Genomic DNA, 6,185 nt, shown 5'->3' with positions numbered 1-6,185 from the left:
CCCCACAACTCGAACAGTTTTGACTGGTATGGTGAGGCGGTACGGCAATGGCTATCTTCCCGTATTTGTCGGCAAAGTATTCGAGCCAACGACGAAACAGTGTCCATCCCGCATCATCCCCCCAACCCCGCTAGGGGGGCGAAGGGGGGATGACGATTCTTGACTAGCCCTGCAACATTTAAGTCTTCGTAGGCCACCAAATCGTTAGATTGGATTAGGCGGAGTGCCACTCTTTTGACAAACTCTTCTCGCTGCCGACTTACTCTTAAATGTTTGCGAGCATATCGCTGTCTCGCTTTTCGATAGTTTTGCGACTGGGGTTGTCCTTTACGAAACTTCTTAGATTTTTGACGGTTGAGCCGATTGAGTTGCTTTTCGCTTTTTCGGTAAAGTTGAGGGATTGGCTCGATATTTCCTTGGCTGTCTGCCAAAAAATACTTCAAGCCCACATCAATACCTACCGCTTTTTGAGAAGGGGTTAAAGGTTTGGACACCGTCAGTCTCGGATCGAGCTTGATGCAAAACTGAACGTAGTATCCATCGGCTCTTTTGAGAATCCTGACTCGTTTAATCTGCTCGGGGTGGTAATAATTTAAATCTCTCGAACCAATTAAACGCAAATGTCCGATACCCTTCTTGTCGGTGAAGACAATGTGCTTTCTGTCTTCTGAAAGTTTCCAACCCGAAACTTTATACTCGACTGAACGAGTATTCCTCTTGAATTGAGGATAACCTTCTCTTGGTGCGCGTTCCCTTCGACTAAGCTCAGGGCAAGCCCTAGCGCCGTGCGACGGCGCGGGGTCGCACCGCTTCTTCCCTTTGACTTGGTTTTTACAGTTTTCGTAAAAACGAGTAATAGCTCTCAGGGTTCGCTCAACCGCCGTTTGACAAGCATGAGAGTTGAGTTCTTCGACGAATTTAAACTCTTTTCTCAGTCGTGTGTTGTACCGAAATAACTCAGTCTTACCCACACCCCGATGGTCCATCCAGTAACGCAAAACTTTATTGCGGACGAACTGAGTCGTCCGAATTGCTTCGTCGATGGCTTGGACTTGGTGAGGCTTTGGATTAACTTTGTACTCGAGAACAAACACGACTTGATACTTATTGACCTAGTATCATTCTACTATAGCTAGGCTGAAGCCGCAACATCTCTCACCCCGCCCTGGAAGGACGGGGCTTGTTGGTGTCCCGGTCATCTTCTACACCGGCTCGGTCGTCGATCGCCATACAAGAATTCGAGGGTTTCGTTCTCCAAGCTTAATGGGCGATTAAATGAGATAGGCGATCGAAAACTTCTTGCAGACGCGATCGATCGGTATGACCCAACCCCATTTCGAGGAGGGACATTCCGAGTTCGACGGCGTCGTCCGCTTCGAGGATAAAATCGAGTTCTTCTGCACCGCAGGCCATATCCGACGTTCCCGATTGGGGTTGGACTTTAAATTCCAAATGAACTGAGGATTCGCCGGGATCGGGGGAGGTTTCGAGACGGGAAATGCGATCGCCCGTCACAGTCGTACTCGAAATATTACTGGTTAAGGTAATTGCGTGGGTTTTTAACGGATGGGTTGTGGCGCGAACAGTCATAACATCCTTTTCTCCTTACGCTCTTAACACCACCATATAGCCAGTTAGTAATATTTGGTGAAATTTGTTAGGAATCTTTAACCTCCGACGAATGACTCGGAGGGTTTGCCGCCGTTACGACGATCGCGGAAACACCTCGACGGGATAGCCTTTAGGAATCGAGGCGATCAGTTGTTGCGTGTAAGCCTGCTGGGGTTCTCGGTACACGCGATCGGCCGCGCCGATTTCCTCAATTTTGCCGCGATTCATAACCATGATGCGATCGCTCATAAACTTCACCACGCTCAAATCGTGGGAAATAAAAATATACGTGAGTCCGAACTCTCCCTGAAGCTCCTTCAACAAATTCAACACCTGCGCCTGCACCGAAACGTCGAGTGCCGAAACCGACTCGTCGCAAATCACGAACTTCGGATTGAGTGCCAACGCCCGCGCGATACATATCCGCTGTCGCTGTCCTCCCGAAAACTCGTGGGGATAACGGTTCGTGAACTCGGGACTCAACCCCACCCGTTCCAACAACCACGCCGTACGTTCTCGCCGTTCCGTATCGCTGCGTCCGAACCCGTGAATTTTCATCGGTTCCACGATCGCCGCACCCACCGTCATCCGAGGATTGAGAGAACTAAACGGATCTTGAAAAATTACCTGCATATTGCGACGCAAAAACCGCAACTGTTTCTGCGTCAACTGCGCGACGTTGCGTCCTTCAAACCAAATCTGGCCGCTGATGGGTTCGATGAGGCGCAGTAACGTACGGGCGAGGGTGGTTTTCCCGCAACCCGACTCGCCTACCAAGCCCAACGTTTCCCCCGGATATACCTGAAACGAAACCCCGTTGACGGCCATTGCGTAGCGTTGCGCCTGTCCGAACAAACCCCGAACCGGATAGCCCACTTGTAAATCTTTCACCTCTAACAAAGGGGATTGACGCTGGAGGTGAGCGAGTCGTTGCGCCATTTCCAAATCCGAAACGATCGCGTCTTTAGAAGTCGCAGGTGGGGAAGCCGGGGACGCCGTCCGTTCGGACGACAGACGTTCGACGTCCTGGGGATCGACGCGACGGGCTTCTCGAAGGTCCGATTCCGGCGACTCCGATTCCGGCGACGAGGCAGCCAGCGAGGTTCCGTCGATCGTTTGCCCGTTCGCCTCCATAAAATCCGCCACCGTCGGAAGATAGCGCAGGCGTCGTTCCGGCTGCGGGCGACAGGCGAGGAGTCCTTTCGTGTAGGGATGTTGGGGACGCGTAAACAGCTCGCGTACCGAGCCGGTTTCGACGATTTTTCCCCGATACATGACCGCCACCGTATCGGCAATTTCCGCGATGACCCCCAAATCGTGGGTGATAAAAATCATCGACATTTGATGGCGTTGGCGCAGTTCCCGCAATAGGTTGAGAATCGTCGCCTGAACCGTCACGTCGAGGGCGGTGGTGGGTTCGTCGGCGATGAGGAGAGCGGGATCGCAAGAAATCGCCATGGCGATCGTCACCCGTTGCAGTTGTCCCCCCGATAGTTGGTGGGGGTAGCGATCGAGCAGAGCTTGCTTGCGCCGTTCGACGTGTTTGAGAACTTCCCGTTTTCCCGGTTTGTCCAGGGTTTGGCTCAATTCCTCGATCGCCTGTTCCCGCAGCGTATCCTCGTCGGGGAGAAGTTGCACTTCTTGCAAACGGGCGATCGCCTGTCGCTGCGCCTGTTCCTTCGTGACGTTTTGATGGAGTCGAATCGCCTCGATCAGTTGAAACCCGATGGTATAGACCGGATTGAGGGCGCTCATGGGTTCCTGAAAAATCGTGGCGATGCGTCCTCCCCGATACGATCGCAACTGCTTCGGCGACAGACGCAACAAATCGACCGACTGGCGATCGCTCGACTGAGGATCGTCAAACCAGATTTCACCGCCACCGATACGACCCGGAGGCGTCGGGATCAGTCCCATGACGGCCAGAGACGTAACCGATTTTCCCGATCCCGACTCGCCGACCAGGCCGAGGGTTTGACCGTGTTTGACTTGTAAGTCGATCCCGTCCACTGCTCGAACGAGTCGATCGTCAGTTTGAAAGTGAACCTGTAAGTTGCGAACGTCGAGGACGGTATCGTTCATGGGGAAATTGGAGGTCATACGATAGTGAAACAGTGACGGGGGGTGGGGAGACCGACGGCCATTCAAAGAAGCGATTAAAATTTCAGTATCGCAAACTCTTCCATCTTTATCAGCAATTTAGGTCACATCTTCTCACCCCATCGACCCCGCTTTTGACGCTCGAACCAACGCATTAAAACACGTGCTAACCGGGAACTATTGTGACGAACCGAGCCAGAAGCCGGATCTTCAGACATGATATTGGCCAGGAAAATTTGGCGTCCGAGCCGTTCGACCACGTCGCGATCGAGATCCACGGGATGGGATTTTTTTTGAGCGTAGCGAATTAACGCCTGGGCTGAAGGCTGTTGGTTTTGGACGAGAACCGTCTCGAAAAGTTGGCGATCGCCGCAAGCGCGATCGATGGCTCGCACGTGATCGGAGACCGTATAGCCGTCCGTTTCCCCCGGTTCCGTCATGATGTTGCAGACGTAAATACAGGGAACGTTGCGTTTGGCGATCGCCCGGACGATGTCGGGAACCAAGAGGTTGGGAATAATGCTCGTGTAGAGACTGCCCGGCCCGATGACGATCGCGTCGGCCTCGGCGATCGCATCTAGCACGCGGGGCAGTGCGGGGGGACGTTCGGGCAGACAGCCGATTTCCGCGATTTTGCCGCGAGCTTCCGTAATGCTCGATTCTCCTTCAATGCGGCGTCCGTCCTCGAGCCGGGCCCAGAGGGTCACATCCGTTAGCGTCGCCGGAAGGACTTGTCCGCGCACGGCTAGCACGCGAGAACTCGCCGCGACGGCCTGCTCCAAATCGCCCGTAATTTCCGCCATCGCCGTGAGGAACAAATTACCGAAACTGTGGCCGCTCAAGCCGCTCCCCCCGCGAAAGCGATATTGAAACAGCTCCGCCAACAGGGTTTCCTCGTCTGCCAAGGCCGCTAAACAGTTACGAATGTCTCCGGGGGGCAACATTCCGAAATCGCGGCGCAAGCGTCCCGAGGAGCCGCCGTCGTCGGCCACCGTCACCACGGCGGTAATGTTGGCACTATAGGCTTTGAGTCCTCGCAGCAACGTCGAAAGTCCCGTTCCGCCGCCGATGGCAACGATTTTCGGACCGCGATGAAGGCGTCGGCGTTGGATGAGAGCGTCGATCAGCTCGCCGTCGCTTTCGGGTTGCAGGGCGTCGCGAATCGATCCCATGCTGCGGGTTTGTCCCCAAAATACGAACAGAATCCCCGCTAACACGACCAAAGGACCGCTGATGTAATTCGGAATCAGGTTGGTAATGGTGCCGAGAAGACCTTTGGTGAATTGGAGCAGATAGAAAACCGGCGTGAGTTTCGTCCAAATCGCGACGCCCAAACCCACGAACAACACTCCCGTCGCGCTGAGCAGCAACCAGCGTTTGTAAGATAAGCCGGGAGAGAGCCATTTAAACCACTGTTTGGCACGGTAGGGAGTACGAGTGCGGGATTCCCGCTTAATATCCTTCAAAACTTGTTTCATCGCGAAATTTCGACGCTGCTGTAGAAGGGAGATCTCGTGACGCCGAGGGGAGAAGGCGCTCGGAGATCGAGATCGACCCGGATGTCGGCTCGATCGATATGGCAACATGATAGAGCAGTCGTGCTGGTGGACGAGGCGAGATCGATGGACGAGCGATCGAACGGCGATCGGGTAGATTGTCCTCACGAACCGATCGTGGAACTGAAGGGCGTGTCGAAGGCGTTTGGCGAGAACGTCATCCTCGATCGCGTAGACTTGACAGTCTATCGCGGTGAAGCCCTGGGAATTATCGGCCCCTCGGGGACGGGGAAATCGACGATCCTGCGGTTGATTGCGGGGTTGATGCCGCCAGATGAGGGAGAAATTTACGTTAAAGGTCAGCTCCGAAAAGGGCTGATCGAAGACGGTCGCGATCCCATCGGCATCGGTATGGTGTTTCAACAGGCGGCATTGTTCGACTCCCTGACCGTAGACGAAAACGTGGGTTTTTTACTGTACCAGCACTCGCGGCTGTCGCGTCAGCGTATTCGGGAATTGGTCGAAGACAGTTTAGAGCGGGTGGGACTGCCGGGAACGGCGGACTTGTACCCGTCGCAACTGTCCGGGGGAATGCGAAAGCGGGTCAGTTTCGCCCGAGCGATTATCGCCGATCCCGACGATCCGACCCATACGCCCGAGGTATTGTTGTATGACGAGCCGACGGCAGGACTCGATCCCATTGTTTCGACCGTTGTAGAGGATTTGATTCGCGATTTACACCGGGGAAACCGCTACTGTAGTTGTGGGACTTACGTGATGGTGACGCACCAGGAAAGTACGATTCGTCGCACGACCGATCGCCTGCTTTTCCTGTATCGCGGTAAAGTACAGTGGGAAGGCAACGTTGACGAGTTAGATATGACGGAAAATCCGTTAATTCGCCAGTTTCGTACTGGGAGCGTCAGCGGCCCGATTCGAGCGGCGGTGTAGTCGTCGGAAGGTTGACAGGAAGGCACG

6 protein-coding genes are annotated in these 6,185 nt (G+C 54.3%); 1 reads left to right on the top strand and 5 read right to left on the bottom strand.

The features are described 5' to 3' along the window. The 5 genes from GEI7105_RS41360 to GEI7105_RS0127835 all read right to left on the bottom strand — a co-directional run. The coding region (locus GEI7105_RS41360) for a transposase (RefSeq protein WP_245555520.1) at nt 1-55 on the bottom strand (55 nt) is incomplete at its 3' end. Nucleotides 56-113: 58 nt separating this feature from the next. Continuing rightward, entirely contained in the window at nt 114-1,094 is a 981-nt protein-coding gene (locus GEI7105_RS32875) for an RNA-guided endonuclease TnpB family protein (RefSeq protein WP_017663635.1), read from the bottom strand. 166 nt (nt 1,095-1,260) lie between these two features. Continuing rightward, entirely contained in the window at nt 1,261-1,590 is a 330-nt protein-coding gene (locus GEI7105_RS0127845; RefSeq protein WP_017663634.1) for a hypothetical protein, read from the bottom strand. A 114-nt stretch (nt 1,591-1,704) separates the two neighbouring features. After that, nucleotides 1,705-3,693 (bottom strand): ABC transporter ATP-binding protein, encoded by a 1,989-nt coding sequence (locus GEI7105_RS0127840; protein ID WP_017663633.1) that lies wholly within the window; start codon nt 3,691-3,693, stop codon nt 1,705-1,707. A gap of 122 nt (nt 3,694-3,815) precedes the next feature. Then, entirely contained in the window at nt 3,816-5,189 is a 1,374-nt protein-coding gene (locus GEI7105_RS0127835) for a gluconeogenesis factor YvcK family protein (protein WP_017663632.1), read from the bottom strand. 144 nt (nt 5,190-5,333) lie between these two features. Between GEI7105_RS0127835 and GEI7105_RS0127830 the strand changes: the two genes are divergently transcribed. Beyond that, the gene (locus GEI7105_RS0127830; RefSeq protein WP_051044256.1) at nt 5,334-6,158 is read left to right on the top strand and encodes an ABC transporter ATP-binding protein; all 825 of its coding nucleotides are present in this window, start codon (nt 5,334-5,336) and stop codon (nt 6,156-6,158) included. The last annotated feature ends 27 nt before the right edge of the window (nt 6,159-6,185 follow it).

The organism is Baaleninema simplex PCC 7105, from assembly GCF_000332355.1.
GTDB lineage: Bacteria > Cyanobacteriota > Cyanobacteriia > Cyanobacteriales > Geitlerinemataceae > Baaleninema > Baaleninema simplex.
This window is presented reverse-complemented; position numbering and strand designations above follow the sequence as displayed.

Excerpts from the sequence above, each read along its gene's own strand:
- GEI7105_RS0127845 (WP_017663634.1), bottom strand. The coding sequence starts at position 1,590 with ATGACTGTTCGCGCCACAACCCATCCGTTAAAAACCCACGCAATTACC.
- GEI7105_RS0127840 (WP_017663633.1), bottom strand. The coding sequence starts at position 3,693 with ATGAACGATACCGTCCTCGACGTTCGCAACTTACAGGTTCACTTTCAA.
- GEI7105_RS0127835 (WP_017663632.1), bottom strand. The coding sequence starts at position 5,189 with ATGAAACAAGTTTTGAAGGATATTAAGCGGGAATCCCGCACTCGTACT.
- GEI7105_RS0127830 (WP_051044256.1), top strand. The coding sequence starts at position 5,334 with ATGGACGAGCGATCGAACGGCGATCGGGTAGATTGTCCTCACGAACCG.